The sequence below is a fragment of the Photobacterium obscurum genome (genome assembly GCF_026191635.1).
Lineage (GTDB): Bacteria > Pseudomonadota > Gammaproteobacteria > Enterobacterales > Vibrionaceae > Photobacterium > Photobacterium obscurum.
The window spans coordinates 322,638-344,509 of the sequence record NZ_JAKRRW010000004.1 but is presented as its reverse complement, the minus strand read 5'-3'; the positions used below and the strand labels follow the sequence as shown (position 1 = coordinate 344,509).

The window sequence follows — 21,872 nt, the reverse complement described above, 5'->3', positions numbered from 1 at the left end:
AGTCTATTCAGGAAATTTGAAGTGAGGGCTTTAAGGAAGAGTTCAGGGACAAGAACAAGATGAAAACTAATTTATAAATTAGTGGTAATTAACATTGCCACCGTCATTCTTCACACCCTGAATAAAACATGCATAACATTTCATTATTACCATGTTTTAAAATCTATTTTTTATAAGTACTTAATACACGATTTAACTTGTATAAAAAAAGAGTTGGCGGAAGGAGCAGGAATCGAACCTGCCAAAGCCTATTCAGCTCACGTCGGTTTTGAAGACCGGGAGGGCCACCAGACCCCATCCACTTCCGCGTTTCGATGGCTTTAATGTACCCAATAACATTATGATTTAAAAGTGCTTAACTGGCATTCTGTGACCTTTTCAGCAAACTTACACACATATACAACTCATTTCTTAATAAGTTATCTAGCTAACATTTTTTATCAGCACAAGACGCTAGTAACATCTCTAATATTTCAAAAATAAAACCACCAAATTACAACTTCATTACATTGATAAAGATAAAACTAATTAACATAATTAGTTTTTCTAATCTTGCTCAAAAGATAGTAAAAATAAGATATCAACCCGAAATTAACACCTTTACTTTTATTATAATGACAATTACCAAATGAACATTTTATAACCGCAAAAAGATTGTTTTAGCGTTATTTTTTAGGGATATAAACGTGAGATACGACAAGCTAGAAATTATCAGCAATAATCCCAGCATCGCGGATTTAAATACATCAGTTAAATTTACTCAGCTAAATAGCATTAATGATGTTTTGATGCTAACGAGAGATAAAATACACCTCGGCGGCAAGCTTATCTCCCATCCTCTCGCGGGAAGTGTAAAGCCTCATGAGACGCCCTATCGCAGCATCATCGTACTTAATAACCATGATGAGCTGGATATGGATGCATTAAACCTTATAGAGCAGGCCATCGAACGTTACCAGGTACTATGCAAAGCTAACCCAACACACCTGACTCTTACCGATGAAGACATTGATGCCCGGTTCCCCGAAAAACAAAAAACCGATTTTCGCTTTATTGATCTGCAGCTGATCAAATCCTGTCTCGATTCACTTGGCTTCAAAGGCTTAAGCTAACCTTGCCCCCCATTCAGCAAGTCATCATCCCCGCCTAAGCGGGGATTGCCGAAAAAAGCTATCCAAAAAAATTCATACCGAATCACCAACCCCATCTAGCTTCCCCTTCTATCAGCCATCTCAATTCCTTTACTTAATCGTACAAGGGGAAGAACCTTCTTTGCAGTTGAACCATTGATACACACATAGCAATTCCAAATAACTCTTGTTGATGGACTGACAACAACAAAGAAAGCTCTCCCTCCCTTGAGCAAAGTAAAGACTTGGCAGTAACTGCTTCCAGAAGGAGGAGCCGGAGGGGGGGGGAAAACTCGGTGCAAACGACTCTCATACTTAACAAATTACCCAAGAGTTTTAGTTCGGAACACAAAAACTAAAAAAGCCAGCCGGAATCCGGCTGGCTCTAGTGCTTCTTGTTCCAATATCTAAGAATGCTTAGAACACTGTCTGCTCATCAATCTTAGTCTGAAGTGCACTTAGTGCTTTTTCGACTAGTTGACGACGAGCGTATTTCTCTTCTTTCGGCTGCATTGTTGGATCACCCAGTGGATGAGGGATCGCAATGGCAGGAACGATACGGTTTGCACCAACCGTTTTAGAAATAGGCACGACAGTTAGAACGTGAACTACAGGCATTACTCTTTCGATTTCTTTGAGCATCGTTGCGCCGCAACGAGTACAAGTGCCTCAAGTGGAGGTGAATATAGCAGCTGTCACCCCTGCCTTCTGTAGCTTCATCGCAATCTCTGCGCCGTATTCTTTCGCCTTCGCGACCGCCGTACCGTTACCGACCGTGGTGTAGAACATGTCATGCAGGCTTCCGATAACACCTTCTCGTTCCATGTCTCGCAACACGTCGACTGGAAGAACTCGGTTAGGGTCCTGGTTGCAAGCAACTGGGTCATATCCGCCGTGCGCTGTTTCATGAGTCTCTTCCGTCAAGGTTTCCAAACCACGAATACTGTATTCGCCATACTTAGATGCACTTGAAGATTCGATATGGTCTGGGTTGCCCTTAGGTACCACACCACCTGAAGTAACAAGCGCAATCTTAGCTGTGCTCATCATTTCAACCGGAGGCTGAGGCTCAACGCGGTCAAACACTGGCATTGGGTATTCAGTTGTGAACTCCTGACCACCAATTTTGGAAATCAGCAAGTCAACGGCACGCTCAGAACCACGCTTATCTGCGAAGAAGTTCACGCGGATACCACGAGGCATATAACCCGCTTCTTCAGGAGAGCCAACTTCGCCATCAGTTTCAACATAGCGGTTAATCAGCTTAACCATTGCAGGAACCGCTTTGCGCATGCTCGCTGCACTGTTGCCAGTTTCAACCATGTAAGCATACTGACGGAACAGTTCATAACCAGGGTTTTCAGGATACATACCCGAAATTGTGGTGATGCCCATTTCGTGAGCAACTTTGGCAACCGTACCACAAGCCATACCGTAACGACCGGCGTTGAAAGCAGGACCCGCAATGATGAGATCCGGTTTCAGCTGAGTTAGGATTTCCTGCAATCCGTGACAGCACAGGCTTTCATTTTCGTTGAAGTAGGAGTCACCACAAATAATCGTATGTGTGATTTCAGCCTTGTCCTGTAGCATTGTGTTCACTTGTGAACCAACACCAACTGTACCTTCAACCACCTCCATTGGAGTGTGGGCCATCTCTTCACCACCTTTCTGGGCGAAGAACTGGTTCAAGTAATAAACTACTTTCAATGTCATGTGAGTATCCTCGCTTAGCTTGCTTTAGTGGTGAGGTGATGATAGCCAAGTTCACTGGTTGCGCTAAGAATCGCTTGAATTTCAACCGTGATAGAGCCATCTTCATGCAAGCTGCCCTGGAAACCACCAGCAACCATATCAGCATAACGGTCGTGACCGATCACTTTGTCCATCGCTGGTAGTGTCACTAGCTGGTTGGCGTTACCGTTAGTCACTACTGCATTCGCACTTTCATGGGAATCTGCAAGCGACTGGCTTTCGCCGTTTTGACCTGCATATTCATCGGTCAGCAAGACAGTCTGAATACCGGCAGCTTCTAGCTTGGCACAGTTCATCATCAGGTCGGCATCTGGGTTACCAAAGCCTTCTTCACTGACAATCGCTGCGTCCCAGCCCATTTGCTTAGCAAGCTTCACAACAAAGTTAGATGAGCGTTCTTTGTCACGCAGAGTGACGTTTTCGTTAGTGACGATAACGCCCATGAAGTTGTACTTCGAACCATGGTGGCGGTAAAGATCGTAGATAACCGGGCTGTTCTGGTGAACATAGCTGGTGTTCTTGTCACAGGCAGAGACACAGTTACCACTGATAATTGCACCGTCCATCACTTCTGTTGGGTACATCAATGTAGGAAGCATGCCTTTCACATCAACGCCGTAATAGTAGCTATCGTGCAGTAGGCCTTGGCTTTGCAGCATGTAAACATAACCAACTTTTGGTAGGTTAGGATACTCAGCCGCCTGCTCTAATAGCGGTTTTGTCTCGTAAGTCTGGATTTCGTCTGGCTCAACATCAGCAGCCAACTTACCAATCCAGCGACCCGCTTCCAGTCCAACAAGGCGAAGTACACCTTCGTGATCGTACTGGTTGCATGAATCATCCACTTCACACTGAATAACCAGGTTCATGGTTGAAGAGAATGGTGTGTATTCTGCACCTGGACCGCTCATATCCAGGATACCTTCTTGGAAACCAACAACCTCACCGGTAGTGATCACCGCCATGCCTTTCAGCACGTGCGTACGACCTTCACCAACCATTGCCTCTTCACCTAAGTGACGTCCCGGGAAGATGTCTCCACCACCGTTAACTTTCACTCGAGGTTCAATAGCATCTTTGACCGGCATGATACGGATGCTATCGCCTGGTTTTGCGATTGATAGCTCAATCGAGCGGATACGGTGATCCAGTTCGCACAGATGGTTCAAAAGTGCTTGCTGTTCAATCACCACAGTATTTTCTTTTACTTCGCTCACTGGCCCGAAAGCCAAATCACGAACATGAATATTGCCTAGTTCGAGTTTCATTTATATCTCCAAACAAGCGTCAATTGGGATGGGTAATCCTTTAAAAAGTCTAACGTTCACCTCAAAAGAGACTGGCGTTAACTAGCTGACTTTTATGCCGGCTCCTTCCTCGGCGTACCCGACAACCCAACATGGTTCTTCACTATTGCTAAATTCAGTTAATAAAGCGTCCAGACAATCTTTGGGTACCGCTGCCAGCAAGCCGCCGGAGGTTTCCGGACAACACAGCTTGCGCTGCCAGCTTTCCTCCAGTTCAGGAGCAAATTCGATCTCGTCTCGATAGGCATCCAGATTACGCTTGGCACCTCCGGGGAACAGCCCCTGTGCGGCATAGTCTTGTGCTTCGATTAAGAACGGCACCTGAGTGGCTTTAAAGTGCATGCAAACATCGCTTTTTTCTGCCATTTCCAATGCATGGCCAAGCAATGAGTAACCTGTGACATCGGTACAGGCCTTGATTGGATATCGAGCAAAAATTTCTGCCGCTTTACGGTTAAGCTTCTTCATGCTGTCGGTTGAGGCTTTAATTGCCTGCTGACTCGCCTTATTCCGTTTTGCTGCAGTAGAAATCAAGCCGGTACCAATTGGCTTGGTAAGTACCAATACATCGCCACTATCAACAGCGGCTTTGGTTTGCACTTTTGAAGGATGGATCGTACCCATAACGGATAAACCAAATTTCGGCTCATCATCTTCGACGGTGTGACCGCCAACCAAGACCGCTCCGGCTTCACGGACTTTCTCCGCGCCACCTTTGAGAATTTGGCCGACAATCTCTTGGGGAAGATCACTCGGAACACAAAAAATGTTCATTGCCAATGTTACCTGTCCGCCCATGGCGTACACATCGCTGAGTGCATTCGCAGCAGCAATGGCACCAAAGTCATACGGGTCATCCACAATTGGGGTAAAAAAGTCCAATGTCTGAATAACGGCAACATCATCAGTGATTTTGTAGACGGCAGCGTCGTCACTTACCGTCAACCCAACCATCAGATCGGGATACGCTTGTTCGGGAAATAGGGGTGAAATGGACTGCAGAACCTGCGCCATGGCCTTAGGGCCGATTTTCGCCGCTCACCCAGCTTTCTTGGTCATCTGTGTAAGACGCACTACTGTTTCGGTCATCTCTATATCCTTAATAACGGACGGTATATACCAACCTGAACCAAGCCGTGTGACCCAATTCAGGCCGGTACACTTAACTACTTTCATTGCTACCGATTTTGTGTCTGCGGTGTTGTTTAACACGCCGCTTTCAGTAAACCGATATGGATTGACTGGATTATCTATCGCCTCAAACCACCGTTAACCGATAAATTTCGTTTCGACTAACTTGGCTCGAGCCTGCTCCAAATCATCTCTTGCGACCAACACTATCGGGCCTGTACAGCCCATCCCGGTACGGGCAAAAATGTTAGCTTTCCACAGCGCCTGGCAGGCATCTTCAATCTCTAGGATGTCGATACCGCCAATCTCAGCGTCGGTGACTTTCTCCGGTGGCGCGGCCACCTCATCCTTTGCTTCCACTGGTTGTTTCGGCTGTCGATATTTAGACAGCACGCTATTTAGACCAGCCAGTGAAGCCGCTTCCCACTCTTCATCGACACGCTTCATAACACTCCCTTTTGCAGCATCTGCACACAGTCTCATCGCACCAGCTACAACTGGGGCGCCTGAGGCTCTTGAAATGATATTTATCAGCTTGTCGGAAGCGCCTTCACCCAGTCCCGGACCATAGCCGAAGCCTGATGCTTCGTAGCTGCCGCCAGTCGTGAACGAAGAGAACATCTTCATAAGTAGGTTACCGGTCAGGCTATCTGTCACCATGACATCCGGTGTGCCTTGCAGCAGATCATTGCCTCGCATAGCGATACCGCCATCGGCACGACCAGACTCAGCGAAGTGGATGTCATAGCCGCCATCGGCAAGCTCGCGCAAGCTACGCTCGCACAGTGCCGCTCCGTCGATATTCAAAACACCGACTGTCGGCTTTTCAATACCGCTCGCCTTAGCCAGCGCAATACCGTAAATCGTATTTTTCAGCAGCGCCGCCTGTCGGTTGGTATCCGTAGTACCCGTTGTCGAGGCAATAATCATTTCGCGGCCGATACCTGGTGTCACCACTTTCCCCATCGTGCTCACCCCTAGTGGGAAAGCATAATGCAGTGTGACACAGCCATCGATTTTCTTGTCGGCAAACAACCCTTCCATCACCTGGTGGCATTCGTGCAGATCCGCTGCCGAATAGCATTCGAAACCACATTCAGGATCGTCGCAGCCAATCAGAACCGGTTCGATATCGCTATACTGGCGAGCCACCAACTGAGCGCCACGAAGTAGCTCCTGAGAACCATGCTCGCTGCCAGCCAATGTCAGGGCGATGCGGGTCTTCTTGCCAAACTGGCCGCTAAGCAGGCCATCAGCCATGGCATTGAAGGTATCGGACAGTTGTTGATTGATGTTACTCATAGCAACCTCCGATTACTGTTCGCGATTTAGCAGATTCTCAGCCACATCACGCATTGCCTGGGCAACAACCTGCTTGACCTGAGCTTCATCAAACACTTCTTCCTGCTTGCCGCTGTTTTTCTGAACCACAAAGCTCAGACCATCAAACAGGTTGGTCATACGGCCAAGGAACAAGCTGCCCTTGCCGACCATCATGAAGTTGTTGATATCGCCGTTGACAATCATTTCACGGCCGAAGCCCAGGAAAGGAACGCCTGACGGGATATGGCCCTGAGTCGGCGCAAAACCTGTCATGCCATGCTCAGCAACAAACTTAGGTAGCTGGGTACGCTCTAGCTGGCCTTCTTTGACCGCCAATGCAGCAATCATTTTGTAGTTTGACTCAGGCACGTTACCCGCGCCCGCAGGCTTGGTGATTTCAGGGTTTTGCATTTCGACAGAGTACTTGTCGATGTCTGTCATCGCCATCCCGGCATTTTTCAGCGGGGTGGCAATCAGTGCTGTCATCACAGCCTGTGGAGAGGAGCCGGTACCGATCTGATGGCGACCAACGATATCAGTATTAATTTCAGGGCTAATACCGTCGTTTTCTGTCACCATACAGGCAAAGCCAGCCAGACAATCTTCCAGTACCGGCATGTTGTTTTTAACATGATCACGGCCGTTCATACCCAGCTTCGCAACTGCACCACCGGCGACAACCATCACGTTTTTAAATACGCCTGATTTCACCAAGGCAGCAGCCAGCGTCATGGCATGGGCTGGAGCGGCACAGAAGCCACGCACATCCGAACCTGTTGCGCTATTACAGCCGATAACCTCGCCAATCGCCTTGGCAAAGTTACCACCACCGCGCTGGTTAATATCACCGCACGCTTCTTCGGAACACTCGATAAGATAATCAACCTTGTCTAGCTCAATGCCCTGCTGTTTCAGGTGCATTGCCGCCATCACACCCGATGCTTTGGTACACAAGTTTTCAAGCATGATATGGGCTGATAGGTTTTCATCTTCATCGTGGGCGGCTTTCACACAGCCGACCAATTCACCATTCATCATCAGCACTTCCGCCTGATGATGTTCAGCCAATGCCAAGATTTCATCTTTGGTGATGATCTGATGGCCTGCTAGCAAGTCAACATCGCCGTATAGGGCATGCTGACCAACTGTTGGTTGATAGGTGTCGATAAATTCTTGAGTAAGATGAACCAGGTTGAACACGTCTACGTGATTCAACATGGCATAAAACTGGGCTTGGCTATAGATTTCGCCGAACTTACCTTGTTGAGAAGTATGTTCTTTGTTCTCAAACCATGGCTGGGGAATATCTGCCAATTGTTGTGGGGTCAGGTTACCGATATAACATTGGTTGGCTGGGTAAGAAACCACATCTTCAAACGGGCGAAGGTGATCATTTAATTGCTGCAAGTAGCTGTCTGCGGGGTCTTTTGCCCGAGACTGTACCTGCACCGAACCATGTTGAATCAAAACATCTGGGGTATGGGCGAGCACATAGCTCACGCCTTTAATTACTGCGTATCCCATTGTTACTCCTGCATCCGAGCCGGATAGTAGGCTCGAACCTGCCTGTCAAAGACAGATCCGAACCAGCATTGAGATATACTTATGCTAATGCAGTTTCGCTGCGGTATTGTTGCATTTCCGCTTTAATCGCATCGACATCAAGTACCATTTCCATCATTCCGACCTGCTCGTCATAGACGGCCGGATCGACGGCTTCTTTTACTTCGTCTTCAACCACGTGATAACAAGAAAGTCCTAACTGGACTCCCGCCAATGGTCCTGCAAAAGTCGGATCACCGGTGGTGACGGTTTCACATGCCAGGCCAGAAGCTTCTGCTTCCGCGCCGCCAAGAATCACAACTAGATTCTCTGCGCCTTTCTCCTCGGCTAGTGTTTTAATCCGCTTTTGGTTCTCAAGATCCATTGCGCCTGCGCTTGTTCAGACGAAACATTCTGTTGTAGAGAAAGCAACGTGAGCACCTGTGGTCTTCATGCAAGCTTCGATTGCCTGACCAGGTACGCCATCGCGGTCTCCAAGAATGATCACTGTTTTATTAGCGAACACAATCTTTCTCCCGATTAAACATACTTTCCAAATTGCTCACGATACTCTTTGACCTCTGCAACGATGGCATCGACATCAAGTACCATTTCCATCATGCTTATCTGCTCGTCATAGACGTCAGAATCCACATTGTCTTTAATTTCCGGCTCAACCACATGATAACAAGAGAGTCCTAACTGGACTCCGGCTAATGGTCCGGCAAAAGTAGGATCGCCGTTTGTCACGGTTTCACATGCTAGGCCCGAAGCTTCCGCTTCAGCACCGCCAAGTACGACTACCAGATTCTCTGGGCCAAACTCGTCAGCAAAACCTTTAATCCTCTTTTGGTTTTCCAGATCCATAGCACCTGCGCTGGTTCAGACGAAACACTCAGTTGTAGAGAAAAGAACATGTGCGCCAGCAGTTTTGATACAAGCTTCGATAGCCTGTCCTGGTACACCGTCTCTGTCTCCCAAGATAATAACTTTCTTATCTTTGAGCATTGTTCACTCCAAGGGTACAGATTACTAAGGTTATGTTGTTACCAGTTACCCAGTACAACATGTTTTCTTAAAAACGCAGTTTCAAGACGAAACGTTGTTTTTCTATTTGTTCAACAGGTTAGATAACCTATTCAATACAAATTCTTTTCAGTCAGCCTTATGCTTTTTCAGCGATGAAGCTTTCGACTTCTTGTGCGATTTCTTCAATTTCAAGCTCTTCACCAGACAGGTGCTTCACTTTTTCACCGTTCTTGTAGAACACAATTGAAGGGAGGCCCATCACTTTCTGCGCCATTGCCAAACGACGGTTGCCCTGGATGTTTAGCTTGCAGAATTTGATCTCTTCGCCGTATTGCTCAGCAAGTTTGATGACATCAGGCATTAGCTCAATGCATCGGCCGCAGTTTTCGCTCCAGAAATCAACTAGAACAACACCGTCAACGTTAACTTCAGAATCGAAATTTTCTTTGTTCAGTTCGATCATTGCTTTTCCCTTAATACAGAGTTTCTAACTCAGCGATATCCTTCACATTTACTCGCTTGGCTTCCTGCCCAGCGTCAAATCGGATTACTACGGGCACTTCTTTCACATTGAAGCGGTTGGCAATGTTCTGGCTCTTGTAGGTATCGATAGTCACGACACGCTGATCCGGCTGATCTTTACAGTGCACTTCAAGTTCGTTGATGACATCCAGGCTCTCTTTGCTCAGCGGATTCCAGAATGCCACCATTGCAGTGCCGTCAAACTCAGCGACAGACTTACGCCAGCTCTCTTCCTCTTCGATGTAGCGGTCAGCTGCTACTGCTGCTACTGCCCCATCCCCTGCCGCTGTGACTACCTGACGCAAGAACTTGTCGGTTACGTCGCCTGCTGCGAAAATACCCGGAACGCTCGTCTCCTGCTTCTCGTTAGTGATCACGTAGCCCTGCGGAGTCAGCTCAATCAGTTCCTTGACGAAATCAGTCTTCGGCACGGTACCGACAAACATAAACACACCGTCTGTCGACATTTCAGTGATCTCACCCGTTTTCAGGTTCTTCAGTTTCACACCGTTAACCAGTTCGTCACCGCAGATTTCTTCCACCACAGAGTTCCACACGAACTCGATCTTATCGTTGGCGAAAGCCTGTTCCTGCGCCGTACGGTCCGCGTCCAGAATGCCCTGATCATGCAATACAATCATGGTCACTTTATTCACGAACTTGGTTAGGAAGACGGATTCTTCAACCGCCGTGTTACCTGAACCTACAACCACTACATCCAGCTCTTCATAAAAGTCTGCATCGCAGGTTGCACAGTAAGAAACACCTTTACCACGGAACTCTGCTTCACCCTTGATACCAAGAATGCGAGGTGTCGCTCCAGTTGCGATAATGATGCTCTTGGTCTGGTATTCTTCACCTTTATTGGTTTTCAGTGTTTTGATAAAACCATCTTCAGCAATGCTGATATCAGTGACCAAACCACGGGCAAACTCGACACCGAACTTGCTACAGTGATCACGGAACATATCCATGAGCTGCGGACCAGTTGCTTCAAGGATTCCCGGATAGTTTTCCATTTCGCTGGTTGTTGCCGCCTGGCCACCGGTATTACGCTTATCTTCAAGAATCAGCGTTTTCATTTTACCGCGAGCCGCATAAACACCTGCTGACATACCGCCCGAGCCGCCACCAATAATGATGACATCGTATAGTTCTGACATACTTTTCACCGATTTCTATTTTCACGACCACGTGCCATTTATTCCGTGTAAACTTTTCAACTCAATATTTAAAAAAGCACACTGTATTTCTGGCACATCAAAATAAATCAGTTTTCAACGCAGACCTATTGAGCCCTGCGGTTTGATTACACTGTTCGTCAACAATATTGCTGATGAATAGTGTGATAGCCCAAAGGCTATTCATCTCTACACTGGCAGTTAATTGTATTGGGTTTTGCCATTTAGGCAGAGATAGCTTCTTGTTCTTAACAACTTGAAGCCGATTATAATTAGTAATGTTTGAAATTTTGTGAGCAAGACCAAATAACAGCACAAATCGCTAAATTAGCTACACTTATGATACCTAGATCATAAAAATCAACACATTACGAAATATAAAGCACCACTCTAATAACCAAAAGAAATAAAAAAGGAATAATTAGACTCATATAGGAAATAGTTAACTCTTATAGTGACATTTATTCACATAAATATGTAGCACGCTGTAACGTATAACCCTATTTCATAAAACACACACTTTGTTGCTAAAAACCACCAGCCATTAGAAAAAGTAATGGCAAGAAAAAGAAAATATATTGCACCAGTTGAATATGAAACTAGACAAGCCTGAACATATTATTTTCGTGGTTAAAATATCTAGTTTTGTTTATTACTTTCCTGCTAGACAGATAAAATTAAAGCTCACAACAATAATTAAAGTCATAGTAAATACGCCACCTCTCACCTTTACAATAGGCTAAATAGTCACTTCAGATAGTAATTCATCAATAACACTCAAAATCACCACCAATAAATTTATCAACCTAAGTATCAACAAAAAAACCGAACAATAGTTCAATTTGCATTAATCAATAAGAAGATAATGCTCACAAAAGCCTTCATATATAGAGTGTTAACCTCCGCAGCGAAAGTTCACATAGACATTTGGAGTGAAGCAATGGATACGCTGCAATACACTAATGGTTGGCTCAATATCGAAAACGACCGTATTAATGAAATCAATCATTTTTGTGAAGACTACAAGCACTTTCTAAATATTGGTAAAACCGAACGCCAATGTGTAAAAGCATCAATCAAGGAAGCCGAACAACATGGATTCCGCCCGATAGCCGAATTTGAGCAATTATCAGCGGGTGATAAAGTCTATTTTATCAACCGCAATAAAAATGTGGTGCTAACGATTGTCGGCAAGCGTCCTATCAGTGAGGGCATTCGCTTTGTCGTTTCTCATATCGACTCACCACGATTGGATTTAAAACCTAACCCGATGTACGAAAAGAATGAGCTAGCGCTAATGCGCACTCATTACTACGGCGGCATCAAGAAATACCAGTGGGCATCCCGTCCGTTAGCTTTACACGGCGTTGTTGTAACTAAGTCAGGTCGTACCGTAGATATTGTTATCGGTGAAGACCCGCAAGATCCTGTGTTCACCATTCCTGATTTACTGCCACACCTGGATAAGAAAGTTCAGCGTGAGCGTAATGCTGCCGAAGTGCTAAAAGGCGAAGAGCTACAAATCATTGTTGGCTCGGTTCCAATGGCGTTTGAAGACGAGAAAATCAAAGACAAGGTCAAGCACCATATTCTAACCAAGCTCCACGAAAAATATGAAATCTCTGAACCTGACTTTATCTCTGCCGAGTTAATGCTGGTTCCTGCAGGCGACGCACGTGATGTCGGCATCGATCAGGGGTTAGTTGGCGCCTACGGCCAGGACGACCGCATTTGTGCCTATACCTCATTAGAAGCTATTTTCGATATTCCGACACCAGAACAAACAGCCGTCTGCTTCCTGGTTGATAAAGAAGAGATTGGTTCTTCAGGTGCTACAGGCCTTGAATCTCGCTACTTAGAATACTTCACGGGTGAATTGTTAGTCCGTCAGGCTGGAGAGAAATACAACGACCAAATGTTGCGTCGTTGCTTGTGGAACTCTTACGCCCTGTCTTCAGATGTCAATGCCGGTCTGAATCCACTATTTGAATCTGTTCATGACGCGCAAAACGCGTCGAAACTTGGTTATGGCTTAGTACTAACTAAATATACCGGTCATGGCGGCAAAGCTGGCTCAAACGACGCCGATGCTGAATACGTTGCATCGCTGCGCCGTATCTTCGACGACCATGAAATCACCTGGCAAACAGGCCTGCTAGGCAAAGTCGATGAAGGGGGCGGCGGTACCGTTGCTAAATATCTTGCTCACTATGGCATCAACACCATTGATGCGGGCGCAGCACTGCTGTCTATGCACTCACCGTTCGAGCTTTCTTCCAAGTTTGACATTTATGAGCTGTATCGCGCATACAAAACTTTCTATACCCAGGCGCTGTAATGTCCCAGCACTGATGGAGAATAAATCATGAAAAAACGTCACCCGTTGACCTTTTACATTCTTTGCTCGTGCCAGTTCTGGTGGGCGCTGTCTTTCTATAGCCTTTGGGCCATCTTACCGGTGTTCCTCGGCGATGAGCTGGGCATCGATCAGAAAACCTCTTTTGCAACCTTCGGGGCTTTTGCTGCACTCGGTGCCGCTATGCTGTTTGTCGGCGGCTGGTTGGCCGATAAGATCCTCGGGGCCAAGCGCACCCTCGCATGGGGTTTCTTCTTCCAGGGGCTCGGCTATTTCATTATTGCCTACTCGGCGATAACCGCACAGCCGCACTTTGTGTTTATCGGCTTGGGTACCGTGGCCGTGGGTCGTGGTATTGGTAGTGTGGCACCTCCGACTATCATTGCCTCAGCCTACGATAAAAACGATCCTCGTCTGGATGGTGCCTACACCTTGTTCTACATGGTGAATAACATTGGTGCTTTCGTTGCCCAACTTGGCGCACCTATTATGGCTTATAGCCTTGGCTGGACGTCGGCGTTTATCTTGTCGGGTGTTGGTATGGCCGTGAACGTCATCACCTATTTGATGCTGAACAAGAAAATCACCAAGGCAACAGAAGCCGACAAACACGCAATACCGTTCAAGACCAACAGCCTGTTCTTGTCTGGTGCGCTGATTGCTGTCGCGGCGGCAAGCTACTTACTGACCAACCTGCCATTGGCACAGTTTGTACTGGCACTAGCAGCCCTGACAATCCTGTTCTTAATTACCAAGGAAATGAAGAAGGAAAACCCAACCAGCCGCAAACGTATGATCGTCGGTTTGGTATTGATGGGTCAGGCCCTGGCGTTCTTTATTCTGTATAACCAGATGCCAACCTCACTGAACTTCTTTGCGATTAATAACGTAGAAGCTGAGATATTTGGCATTGCCATTAATCCAGTCTCTTACCAGTCGTTTAACCCGCTATGGATTATCTTCCTAAGCCCGGTACTTGCACATATCTATACAACGCTGGGCGAGAAGGGAAAAGATCTGTCGATGCCGGGTAAGTTCGCACTTGGTATGCTGATCTGTGCGGCAGCCTTTGCCTGTGCTGGTTTCTCCCAGTACTTCGGCGACGAGAACGGAATGCTCAATCCATTCTGGATTGCCGCGCCGCACTTCTTGTTTGCTATCGGTGAACTGTTGATTTCAGCTCTGGGCTTGTCTGCCATCGCCAAACTGTTCCCGAGTCGCATTCGTGGTTTCATTTACGGTGCATGGAATATGACCCTGGCATTAGCCTCTGTAGCGGGTGCTTGGGTGGCAGGCCTATCTTCTTCTGGCGAAGTCGAAATGACGCCAGTAGAAAGCTTAGTTTCCTACGGTAACTACTTCTACGCTTTGGCCATCGCTTCGACGGTTGTCGGTGTTGTGTGTGTGATTCTGGCTCCTCGCCTAAACAAGCTGATCGAAACCGACGTGGAAGAGAAGAAAGAAGAACTGCAAACGGCTTAATCACAATAATATGTGTGAAACAAACAAGCGAGAGTCCATGACTCTCGCTTTTTTCACACCTCTCGAAGCGAAACGTTAAAAGCTAACCACCTTATCTGCCTCCAGCGTCCACATCGAAAGATCATCCAGTGTGCCAATCTTCGCTCCATCGATTAACGGCATATCGACCAAACCTCGGGCGTTACAACAGGTCTTGCACAGTTTTATTTCTGCACCTTGCGACAATAAGATTTCCAGCATCTGCTGGACATTATAGCCTTCACCCGGTATTTGCCTTGGTAGCGCACAGCTAACCGCATCGGACATTAAGAAGATCTTGATAGAAGTCTCTGCACAATCTTGCTCATTAAGATTAATAGCTAGACGCAAGGCATTAAATGAGCGTTCAGAGCCATAAGGGGCGTCGTTAAGAATGAATAGGAGTGTTTGTTTCGCTTTTTCTTGCATTGTATTTACCCTAAAGAATGCTCAGGCATCGCTATATCCAAACGACTTCAAACCGCTGGATTCGGAGTAGTTTGGCTATATACCTGATTGAATAATCCGTTATACTCTACGCCAACCAAGCGGCTACTCTTATGATTTAGCTCTAGTTTTAAACCTCATAGGCTATTCAGTTATGGATTTTGACGCACTGCTCACCCTTTCCGAAAACGGAAAGGTATTTGCCAACCCTCGCCGTGTGGCGTTACTCAAAGCGATCCAGCAAACAGGCTCCATCAGCCAGGGAGCCAAGCAGGCGGGTATAAGCTACAAAGCAGCCTATGATGCAATCAAGGACATGAACAACCGATCGGAATCACCGCTGATTGCCAGTGAAAAAGGGGGAAAGGGTGGTGGTGGCGCCTCTCTGACCCACTTCGGTGAGCGGATTGTCCAGATGTATGAGCTACTCGATACCATTCAGAATATGGGTCTCAAAGCGCTAAACGATGAAGATGCCCCACTCCATAGCTTACTCGGTGTTATGGCAAAGTTTTCGTTGCAAACCAGCGCCCGCAATCAGTTCTTCGGAACTATCAGTAACATTGAGAACCATACCCTTCATGATCGTGTTTTCATCGAGCTACAAGGTGGGCAACATGTCATCGCTACCATTACGCACGGCAGTACTTTACGCTTGCAGCTAGCGGTAGGCAAAGATGTTGTCGCCTTAGTTAAGGGGCCAGCAATCCAGATCTGCACGATTCCACCCGCAGATCCGTCGATAGATAATCAGTTGCAAGGAAAAATACAAGATATTCAATATGATGAGAGTTCAGCTGAAGTCTCTCTAAAGCTTGATGAGCGTGATGAAATCTGCGCGCTTATTAACAAACAAGAGAGTGAATCAGAAAACTTGGGTCAGGGAAAATCAGCCCTAGCTTGCTTCTCTTCATCTCAGGTCATAATTGCTACGCTAAGTTAGTACCCTGTACTATTTGAAAGTAATACATGCACCACGAAAGGGCTTGTAATCTCCCACTCCCTGCATCAGGCAGTCTTCGAAATGCTTGTAGTCCATATATTGAAAGACTATCAACAATAAAACCGCCACCCCCATACCGAACAGGCACAAGCGCGTTAGCCATACCTTTTTCTTCTTCAGCGCAATCATCAGAACAATCATCGAAATGGGTGCAATGATAAGTGAAAGCGGCAAGAAGCTGATAGCTGAAACAGCCATACTCAATTTTATTCCCAGTAAGAATAGTAAGCAGAACTAAATGATAAGCCTTTTTCTGCTCTGAATTCAAAGCGTTCAGGCACAATTTGCATTAACTTACACAAAAATGACATAAGTTTCTTATTCCCAGCAAAATGATTAGCCAGTGCTATAAAGCCCACCAATATTCATTCGCTTCTTCAATGTGATCTTTCGCTCTATTTATTCATAAAAAGCATATTTGTTCTGACGTATGTCACATTTTGTAAGCTTGAGTAATGCACATCGAAACGTTTCGCTCTACATTTACAGCCATCGAAACGTTTGCGTAAACGTTTCGATGAATAAAAAAACAGCAAGGAAAGATAAGCCAAGGCTGGCTAGAACAACGCATCACCACCATGAATTAATAAGGTGCAATCCATGAAAAAAAGCGCACTCATCAATGCTGAATTGTCATACATCGTCGCGACCTTAGGTCATACCGATGAAGTCACTATCTGTGATGCGGGACTTCCAATACCTGACGAAACGCAACGTATCGATCTTGCACTGATCCCTGGCGTTCCAACTTTTATCGATACTGTTAAAGCCGTCCTTGGTGAGATGCAAATAGAAGGGATTGTAATGGCTGAAGAGTTTAAGCAAGTCAGCCCTGAGCATCATCAAGCACTGATTGAGCTAATCCGAAACGAAGAAGTGTTGTGTGACAAATCTATCAACATTTCCTATATCAGCCACGAAGCATTCAAAGTTCATACTCAAAACAGCAAGGCGGTTGTACGTACAGGTGAATGTACGCCTTACGCCAATGTTATTTTCCAGGCAGGCGTTGTGTTCTAACCACCCTACTCATCTGCTTATTTGCAAGGAACTGACATGAAACAGCCAATTTTAGAATTAAAAGGCATTGAGAAAGCATTCCCGGGCGTAAAAGCCCTCGACAATGCTTGCCTGAATGTCTATCCCGGCAAAGTAATGGCTTTAATGGGGGAGAATGGTGCGGGCAAGTCGACGTTGATGAAGGCACTTACTGGTATCTATGCCATGGATGCTGGTCAAATCCGCTACCAGGGCAACCAAGTTAACTTTAACGGTCCTCGCCATTCACAAGAAGCCGGCATCAGTATCATCCACCAAGAGCTCAATCTGATCCCTGAGCTGACAATTGCCGAGAATATCTTCCTCGGTCGTGAGAAGACCAATCCCTTCGGCGGCATCAAATGGTCTGAAATGTACCGTGAAGCCGATGCGCTACTTAAACGCCTTAATGTTAAACACAGCTCCCGCCAACTGCTTGGCGAGTTGAGCCTTGGCGAACAACAGATGGTTGAAATCGCCAAAGCCCTGTCGTTTAAATCTCAGGTCATCATTATGGATGAACCGACAGATGCCCTGACCGACACCGAAACAGAATCCCTGTTCAAGGTCATCAATGAACTACGCGATGAAGGCTGTGGCATTGTTTATATCTCACACCGCCTAAAAGAAATCTTCGAGATCTGCGATGACATTACCGTACTTCGCGATGGTAAGTTCATCGGCGAGCGCCAGGTTGCCGACATCGATGAAGACACCATGATTGAGATGATGGTTGGCCGCCGCCTTGACGAGCAGTACCCGCGTATTGATGTTAAGCACGGCACAACCTGTCTAGAAGTTAAGAATCTCTCTGGCTCCGGTGTCAACAACGTGAGCTTCACCCTGGATCGCGGTGAAATCCTCGGTGTCTCCGGCCTGATGGGAGCTGGGCGTACCGAGCTAATGAAAGTGATATATGGCGCCCTTACCCGAGATTCTGGTGATGTGATTCTTGACGGTAAAACCATCAACCCAATCAGCCCTCAGGACGGACTGGCTAACGGCATTGCCTATATTTCTGAAGACCGTAAAGGTGACGGCCTGATCCTGGGACTGTCAGTGAAAGAGAACATGTCTATCTGTTCGCTTGACCAACTGTCCAAAGGCGTTCAGCTCAATCACTATGATGAAGTTACTGCTGTCGAAGACTTTATTCGCCTGTTCAACATCAAAACCCCAAGCCGCAACCAGATTATCGGTAACCTATCAGGCGGTAATCAGCAAAAAGTCGCCATTGCCAAAGGCCTGATGACCAAGCCGAAAGTACTAATCCTCGATGAACCAACCCGGGGTGTCGATGTCGGTGCAAAGAAAGAAATCTATCAACTTATCAACCAATTCAAAGCCGAGGGCATGAGTATCATCCTTGTCTCTTCGGAGATGCCTGAAGTACTTGGCATGAGTGACCGTATTATGGTCATGCATGAAGGACAAATCAGCGGCGAATTTATGGCAGCTGAAGCCGATCAAGAAAAATTACTAGCCTGCGCTGTGGGTAAACAAATTAACGAGGTAGCAGCATGAGCAGCAACGCAATGACCAAAACACTAGAATCCGGTAGCAACAAGCTATTTAGCAAAGAATGGTTAATTGAACAGAAGTCACTGATCGCGCTGGTCTTCCTGATCGTGGTGGTGTCTTTCCTTAACCCTAACTTCTTTACCGTCGATAACATCTTGAACATCCTCCGTCAGACCTCGGTAAATGCCATTATCGCAGTAGGGATGACACTGGTTATCCTGACAGCCGGTATTGACCTAAGTGTCGGCTCGGTACTTGCTCTGTGCGGTGCCTTTGCAGCCACTATGATTGGCATGGAAATCCCTGTACTCGTAGCTGTCCCGACAGCATTGCTGGCAGGTGCCGCGCTGGGTGCTATCAGCGGGGTAATTATCGCCAAAGGTAAAGTTCAGGCCTTTATTGCGACCTTAGTTACCATGACCCTGCTTCGCGGTGTCACCATGGTTTACACCGATGGTCGCCCAATTTCTACCGGTTTTACTGACGTAGCAGACAGCTTTGCCTGGTTTGGTACTGGCTACGCAATGGGTATTCCGGTTCCTATCTGGCTGATGGTTATCGTTTTCGCGGCAATCTGGTACTTACTGAACCATACTCGCTTCGGTCGCTATATCTATGCACTAGGCGGTAACGAATCAGCAACTCGTCTTTCGGGCATCAACGTGGATCGCGTCAAGATTGGCGTCTACGCAATCTGCGGCCTGTTAGCAGCACTGGCAGGTATTATCGTCACCTCTCGTCTTTCTTCGGCTCAGCCTACTGCTGGTATGGGATACGAGTTGGATGCGATTGCCGCGGTCGTACTTGGCGGCACCAGCCTGGCCGGTGGTAAGGGTCGAATCATGGGTACCTTGATTGGTGCGCTGATTATCGGCTTCCTAAACAACGCTCTAAACCTGTTAGATGTATCTTCCTACTACCAAATGATTGCAAAAGCAGTGGTAATCTTGCTTGCAGTCTTAGTAGATAACAAAAATAAGTAACCCTCTGTAGCTAGAGAAATACTAGCAACGCGGGTAGTTCCCCCTACCCGCAACCAACCCGACATATGTAGAAAGGAAAACAGAATGAAAAAGCTAGCAACCCTAATCTCTGCCGCTGTACTGTCCGCTTCTTTCAGCACTACGGCTGCCGCGCAAGACACCATGGCAATGGTTGTATCTACGCTAAATAACCCATTTTTCGTCACCATGAAGGAAGGTGCAGAGGCAAAAGCACAAGAGCTAGGCTATAAGTTAATTGTTCTTGATTCACAGAACGACCCTAGCAAAGAGCTTTCTAACATTGAAGATCTGACGGTTCGTGGCGTAAAGGCGATTCTAATCAACCCTACTGATTCTGATGCAGTATCTAATGCTATCCGCATGGCTAACCGCTCTAATATTCCAGTCCTAACTCTTGACCGTGGTGCAAGCCGTGGTGAAGTCGTCAGCCACATTGCATCAGACAACGTTGCCGGTGGTGAAATGGCGGGTAAATACATCATGGAGAAAGTTGGTGAGAAAGCTCGCGTTATCCAACTTGAAGGTATCGCTGGTACATCGGCAGCACGTGAGCGTGGTAAGGGCTTCATGAACGCTGTTAAAGCTAACGACATGGATCTACTGGCTAGTCAGCCTGCTGACTTCGATCGCACCAAAGGTCTGAACGTAATGGAAAACATGCTTGCTGCCAACCCAGATGTACAAGCGGTGTTTGCCCAGAATGATGAAATGGCACTTGGTGCCCTTCGCGCAGTTCAGGCTTCCGGTAAAGATGTACTAATCGTAGGTTTTGATGGTACAGACGATGGTATCGCAGCGGTTAAGCGCGGTAAACTAGGCGCAACTATCGCCCAACAGCCTGACCTGATTGGTGCGCTAGGTGTTGAAACCGCAGACAAAATGCTGAAAGGCGAAAAAGTTGAAGCAAGCATTCCAGTGCCACTAAAAGTTATTACTAAGTAATCGCTCCGAGTACCTGTATCTAGTTCCTAGAAACCAACCTCTAGGAACTAGATTCTAGGCGCTAGTCTTCTTATTCAAAATGCATCGTTTAGCACCACCACCAACCGGCAATGCTAACCCATACATTTTGGCCAGATAACATAATAAGGTCCCGATATGAATAAATTAGTTGTTCTTGGTAGCGTCAATGCTGACCATGTCTTGCAAGTAGCCTCTTTCCCGCGTCCAGGGGAAACGTTACATGGCCACAGCTATTGCGTTATTCCAGGTGGTAAAGGGGCAAATCAGGCTGTAGCAGCTGCACGGCTTGGGGCCGACATCGCCTTTATTGCCAGTGTGGGTGATGACAGCTTCGGCCACGAAATGCGCGATGCATTCGCCCAAGAAGGTATGAACACTGAAGCGGTAATGATTGAAGAAAACATGCCAACAGGCATCGCAATGATCCAGGTTGCAGCAACGGGTGAAAACAGCATCTGTATTTCAGCAGAAGCCAATGGCTGCCTGACTGCCGCACGTATCAAGCCTCATTACCACCTGATTGAGGCTGCCGATACACTGCTGATGCAACTGGAAACCCCGATCGAAACAATAGAGGCCGCTGCGAAAGTTGCGAAACAGTCTGGTACACGTGTTGTACTCAATCCAGCTCCAGCACAAACATTATCAGATGACTTATTGCAACTTGTTGATATGATTACACCCAATGAGACAGAGGCGGAGCTTCTGACGGGTGTGAAGGTTGACGATGTAACGTCGGCGCAAAAAGCGGCAGACGTTCTGCACGCCAAAGGCATCAAGCAGGTAATGATCACCCTTGGTAGCCAAGGCGTCTGGATCAGCGAGAACGGCAAGGGCCAACAAGTTCCCGGTTTCCGTGTTGATGCCAAGGATACCACGGCTGCGGGCGATACGTTTAACGGGGCCTTGTTAACCAGCTTGCAGGAAGGCCGTGCCATCGATGACGCAATCCGTTTTGCCCACGCCGCCGCTGCCATTTCAGTTACACGTATGGGTGCTCAGACCTCTATTCCACATCGTAGAGAGGTGGAACGCTTTCTAATGGAGCACAATTAATATAGGCCAAACTCGATTCTAACCAGGTTGGTATGCATCGCCTATATCGCGAGAAGCATTATAG

Annotated in this window: 20 protein-coding genes and 1 tRNA gene; 9 read left to right on the top strand and 12 right to left on the bottom strand. The window is 46.9% G+C overall.

The genetic code is table 11. The features are described 5' to 3' along the window. Positions 1-214: 214 nt before the first annotated feature. A tRNA-Sec gene (locus MD588_RS07660) sits at positions 215-306 on the bottom strand. Positions 307-686: 380 nt separating this feature from the next. Here MD588_RS07660 and MD588_RS07655 point away from each other — a divergent pair. Further along, complete coding sequence (locus MD588_RS07655; protein WP_265696473.1) at positions 687-1,112, top strand: GrdX family protein; 426 nt, start codon at positions 687-689, stop codon at positions 1,110-1,112. A gap of 435 nt (positions 1,113-1,547) precedes the next feature. On the opposite strand, the gene grdB is transcribed toward MD588_RS07655, so the two are convergent. The 9 genes from grdB to trxB form a co-directional block, all read right to left on the bottom strand. After that, positions 1,548-2,846 (bottom strand): glycine reductase complex selenoprotein B, encoded by a 1,299-nt coding sequence (gene grdB / locus MD588_RS07650; RefSeq protein WP_265696472.1) that lies wholly within the window; start codon positions 2,844-2,846, stop codon positions 1,548-1,550. A 14-nt stretch (positions 2,847-2,860) separates the two neighbouring features. Then, positions 2,861-4,153, bottom strand: a complete 1,293-nt coding sequence (locus MD588_RS07645; RefSeq protein WP_265696471.1) for a glycine/sarcosine/betaine reductase component B subunit — start codon at positions 4,151-4,153, stop codon at positions 2,861-2,863. An 81-nt stretch (positions 4,154-4,234) separates the two neighbouring features. Further along, positions 4,235-5,281 (bottom strand): selenide, water dikinase SelD, encoded by a 1,047-nt coding sequence (gene selD, locus MD588_RS07640; protein ID WP_265696470.1) that lies wholly within the window; start codon positions 5,279-5,281, stop codon positions 4,235-4,237. Between the two features lie 180 nt (positions 5,282-5,461). Then, positions 5,462-6,625, bottom strand: a complete 1,164-nt coding sequence (gene grdD, locus MD588_RS07635) for a glycine/sarcosine/betaine reductase complex component C subunit alpha (protein ID WP_265696469.1) — start codon at positions 6,623-6,625, stop codon at positions 5,462-5,464. 12 nt (positions 6,626-6,637) lie between these two features. After that, entirely contained in the window at positions 6,638-8,170 is a 1,533-nt protein-coding gene (gene grdC / locus MD588_RS07630; protein WP_265696468.1) for a glycine/sarcosine/betaine reductase complex component C subunit beta, read from the bottom strand. Positions 8,171-8,249: 79 nt separating this feature from the next. Continuing rightward, positions 8,250-8,714: a glycine/sarcosine/betaine reductase complex selenoprotein A gene (grdA, locus tag MD588_RS07625; RefSeq protein ID WP_265696466.1), complete on the bottom strand. Its 465-nt coding sequence runs from the start codon at positions 8,712-8,714 to the stop codon at positions 8,250-8,252. 14 nt (positions 8,715-8,728) lie between these two features. Continuing rightward, positions 8,729-9,196 (bottom strand): glycine/sarcosine/betaine reductase complex selenoprotein A, encoded by a 468-nt coding sequence (grdA, locus tag MD588_RS07620; RefSeq protein WP_083651932.1) that lies wholly within the window; start codon positions 9,194-9,196, stop codon positions 8,729-8,731. A 157-nt stretch (positions 9,197-9,353) separates the two neighbouring features. Beyond that, entirely contained in the window at positions 9,354-9,680 is a 327-nt protein-coding gene (trxA, locus tag MD588_RS07615) for a thioredoxin TrxA (protein WP_265696465.1), read from the bottom strand. Between the two features lie 10 nt (positions 9,681-9,690). After that, on the bottom strand, positions 9,691-10,902 hold the full coding sequence (gene trxB / locus MD588_RS07610) for a thioredoxin-disulfide reductase (protein WP_265696463.1): 1,212 nt from the start codon (positions 10,900-10,902) through the stop codon (positions 9,691-9,693). A gap of 958 nt (positions 10,903-11,860) precedes the next feature. On the opposite strand from trxB, the gene MD588_RS07605 reads away from it, so the two are divergent. Further along, positions 11,861-13,258 (top strand): aminopeptidase, encoded by a 1,398-nt coding sequence (locus MD588_RS07605; RefSeq protein ID WP_265696462.1) that lies wholly within the window; start codon positions 11,861-11,863, stop codon positions 13,256-13,258. Positions 13,259-13,285: 27 nt separating this feature from the next. Continuing rightward, positions 13,286-14,758, top strand: coding sequence for an oligopeptide:H+ symporter (locus MD588_RS07600; RefSeq protein ID WP_265696461.1), 1,473 nt, complete (start codon positions 13,286-13,288; stop codon positions 14,756-14,758). Between the two features lie 75 nt (positions 14,759-14,833). On the opposite strand, the gene MD588_RS07595 is transcribed toward MD588_RS07600, so the two are convergent. Beyond that, entirely contained in the window at positions 14,834-15,205 is a 372-nt protein-coding gene (locus MD588_RS07595) for a DsrE/DsrF/TusD sulfur relay family protein (protein ID WP_265696460.1), read from the bottom strand. Between the two features lie 172 nt (positions 15,206-15,377). On the opposite strand from MD588_RS07595, the gene MD588_RS07590 reads away from it, so the two are divergent. After that, positions 15,378-16,166 carry a TOBE domain-containing protein gene (locus MD588_RS07590; RefSeq protein ID WP_265696459.1) on the top strand — a complete coding sequence of 263 codons (789 nt, stop codon included), beginning with the start codon at positions 15,378-15,380 and terminating at the stop codon, positions 16,164-16,166. A 9-nt stretch (positions 16,167-16,175) separates the two neighbouring features. On the opposite strand, the gene MD588_RS07585 is transcribed toward MD588_RS07590, so the two are convergent. After that, positions 16,176-16,424, bottom strand: a complete 249-nt coding sequence (locus MD588_RS07585) for a hypothetical protein (protein ID WP_265696458.1) — start codon at positions 16,422-16,424, stop codon at positions 16,176-16,178. 402 nt (positions 16,425-16,826) lie between these two features. Here MD588_RS07585 and rbsD point away from each other — a divergent pair, with 402 nt between their 5' ends. The 5 genes from rbsD (at position 16,827) to rbsK (ending at position 21,808) form a co-directional block, all read left to right on the top strand. After that, positions 16,827-17,246 (top strand): D-ribose pyranase, encoded by a 420-nt coding sequence (rbsD, locus tag MD588_RS07580; RefSeq protein WP_265696457.1) that lies wholly within the window; start codon positions 16,827-16,829, stop codon positions 17,244-17,246. Positions 17,247-17,282: 36 nt separating this feature from the next. Then, positions 17,283-18,788 carry a ribose ABC transporter ATP-binding protein RbsA gene (rbsA, locus tag MD588_RS07575; protein ID WP_265696456.1) on the top strand — a complete coding sequence of 502 codons (1,506 nt, stop codon included), beginning with the start codon at positions 17,283-17,285 and terminating at the stop codon, positions 18,786-18,788. Further along, positions 18,785-19,768: a ribose ABC transporter permease gene (gene rbsC, locus MD588_RS07570; protein WP_265696455.1), complete on the top strand. Its 984-nt coding sequence runs from the start codon at positions 18,785-18,787 to the stop codon at positions 19,766-19,768. The genes rbsA and rbsC overlap by 4 nt, the downstream gene beginning before the upstream one ends. Positions 19,769-19,852: 84 nt before the next feature. Then, positions 19,853-20,731 carry a ribose ABC transporter substrate-binding protein RbsB gene (gene rbsB, locus MD588_RS07565; RefSeq protein WP_265696454.1) on the top strand — a complete coding sequence of 293 codons (879 nt, stop codon included), beginning with the start codon at positions 19,853-19,855 and terminating at the stop codon, positions 20,729-20,731. Between the two features lie 156 nt (positions 20,732-20,887). After that, positions 20,888-21,808, top strand: a complete 921-nt coding sequence (gene rbsK / locus MD588_RS07560) for a ribokinase (protein WP_265696452.1) — start codon at positions 20,888-20,890, stop codon at positions 21,806-21,808. Positions 21,809-21,872 lie beyond the last annotated feature (64 nt).

Bases quoted from the DNA above. Each gene is read 5' to 3' on its own strand.
- MD588_RS07645 (WP_265696471.1), bottom strand. From the start codon at position 4,153: ATGAAACTCGAACTAGGCAATATTCATGTTCGTGATTTGGCTTTCGGG.
- grdD (WP_265696469.1), bottom strand. From the start codon at position 6,625: ATGAGTAACATCAATCAACAACTGTCCGATACCTTCAATGCCATGGCT.
- grdC (WP_265696468.1), bottom strand. From the start codon at position 8,170: ATGGGATACGCAGTAATTAAAGGCGTGAGCTATGTGCTCGCCCATACC.
- trxA (WP_265696465.1), bottom strand. From the start codon at position 9,680: ATGATCGAACTGAACAAAGAAAATTTCGATTCTGAAGTTAACGTTGAC.
- trxB (WP_265696463.1), bottom strand. From the start codon at position 10,902: ATGTCAGAACTATACGATGTCATCATTATTGGTGGCGGCTCGGGCGGT.
- MD588_RS07605 (WP_265696462.1), top strand. From the start codon at position 11,861: ATGGATACGCTGCAATACACTAATGGTTGGCTCAATATCGAAAACGAC.
- MD588_RS07600 (WP_265696461.1), top strand. From the start codon at position 13,286: ATGAAAAAACGTCACCCGTTGACCTTTTACATTCTTTGCTCGTGCCAG.
- MD588_RS07595 (WP_265696460.1), bottom strand. From the start codon at position 15,205: ATGCAAGAAAAAGCGAAACAAACACTCCTATTCATTCTTAACGACGCC.
- MD588_RS07590 (WP_265696459.1), top strand. From the start codon at position 15,378: ATGGATTTTGACGCACTGCTCACCCTTTCCGAAAACGGAAAGGTATTT.
- MD588_RS07585 (WP_265696458.1), bottom strand. From the start codon at position 16,424: ATGGCTGTTTCAGCTATCAGCTTCTTGCCGCTTTCACTTATCATTGCA.
- rbsD (WP_265696457.1), top strand. From the start codon at position 16,827: ATGAAAAAAAGCGCACTCATCAATGCTGAATTGTCATACATCGTCGCG.
- rbsA (WP_265696456.1), top strand. From the start codon at position 17,283: ATGAAACAGCCAATTTTAGAATTAAAAGGCATTGAGAAAGCATTCCCG.
- rbsC (WP_265696455.1), top strand. From the start codon at position 18,785: ATGAGCAGCAACGCAATGACCAAAACACTAGAATCCGGTAGCAACAAG.
- rbsB (WP_265696454.1), top strand. From the start codon at position 19,853: ATGAAAAAGCTAGCAACCCTAATCTCTGCCGCTGTACTGTCCGCTTCT.
- rbsK (WP_265696452.1), top strand. From the start codon at position 20,888: ATGAATAAATTAGTTGTTCTTGGTAGCGTCAATGCTGACCATGTCTTG.